General features: G+C 39.8%; 1 protein-coding gene. It reads right to left on the bottom strand.

The annotated features are described in order from the left end of the window. Nucleotides 1–70: 70 nt before the first annotated feature. Nucleotides 71–736, bottom strand: coding sequence for a hypothetical protein (locus tag QUA40_RS28830; protein WP_333132148.1), 666 nt, complete (start codon nt 734–736; stop codon nt 71–73). Nucleotides 737–1,142 lie beyond the last annotated feature (406 nt).

Genomic DNA, 1,142 nt, shown 5'->3' with positions numbered 1-1,142 from the left:
TTTTTTCTAATTAACTATTTTTATCGATTTTATCATGATCTTGCCTCTGTCTCACATTTATTTGAAATGACTATAATACTCCTTCTAGCTGTTTCTGGCTGTTGTAAACTGGTTGCAGCGCGCTGAGAATCAAGGTGGGTTCTAGGAAGGATATATAAACTGAACTCCAAGTGGGTTTGACTGCTAGAGCCGCATAGGTGTAGGAAGGGTGCTGTCGGATGTCAAAGTTTTTTACAGAGGCTGCTACTGTCGTGCGATCGCCCCTATCATTAGTATTGTAAGAATAAAAATCAAAATTTGTAGACGGGCCCGATGCGTTAATCAATAAAGTGCCGTTCGACATCTTTTCGCCGGTGCGATATTCTCCATCTGGGTTAGCGATCGACGTAAAATTGATATAAGGATGTAATTGCACTTGTCGCCACAGATACTTTTCCCAAGCTGACAAGTCTTTCATGTTCACAAAACCCAGTTTCACTGCATCCAGCTTGCTTTGATTGATTTGGTGCGGAGTTTGCAGATAAGTTCTCAAATTTTGCTCGATGCGATTGCTCACCTCGCCCATCAACTGAGCCGCAAGGTCATTAACTGCTCTTTGACTGTTTTTAAATGATAAATATCCCACAATTCCCACGGCTGCAAATACTTGCAAGACAAATGGAACTATGAGTACGGTTCGCAGAGTAACTTTTCTTGAAAGTTTAGCACTTAAACGGTTGAGAGAAAGATTGGACATAGCAGTAATTTAGCTTCAAATTATTAGTTTAGGTTCGGTTCAAAGCTTCACCCGTCTTAAGAGTTGTAAACGCTTTTGACCGAAAATTGCTGAACAAAATGAGATAAATTGAGCTGGGAGACCAGAAAACGGGTTTTCCAGGTATCTTGGACAATTTTAGCCTGGGCAGTTCAACATTGTCCTAAACCGATTCAAATAGAGATGAGTAGCAGATAAATGTGCGGCAGGCTACAATAAAAATGTTATGTTGGGTTTCAGGTTCATACATTTCAAGCACCGACACCGCAGAGTTTTTACTTTTTAGCAGGATGAGATTGACAAATCGGTACATATAGCATTTATCGAAAAGATGAGGTATGATATAACTGACTTGAAAGGAGTGAAAAATATAAGACCCCAAAATGTT

The organism is Microcoleus sp. Pol11C3 (assembly GCF_036701485.1).
Taxonomy (GTDB): domain Bacteria; phylum Cyanobacteriota; class Cyanobacteriia; order Cyanobacteriales; family Microcoleaceae; genus Microcoleus.
Note: the sequence above shows the minus strand (reverse complement) of the source record. Positions and strands in the feature narration are given on the sequence as shown.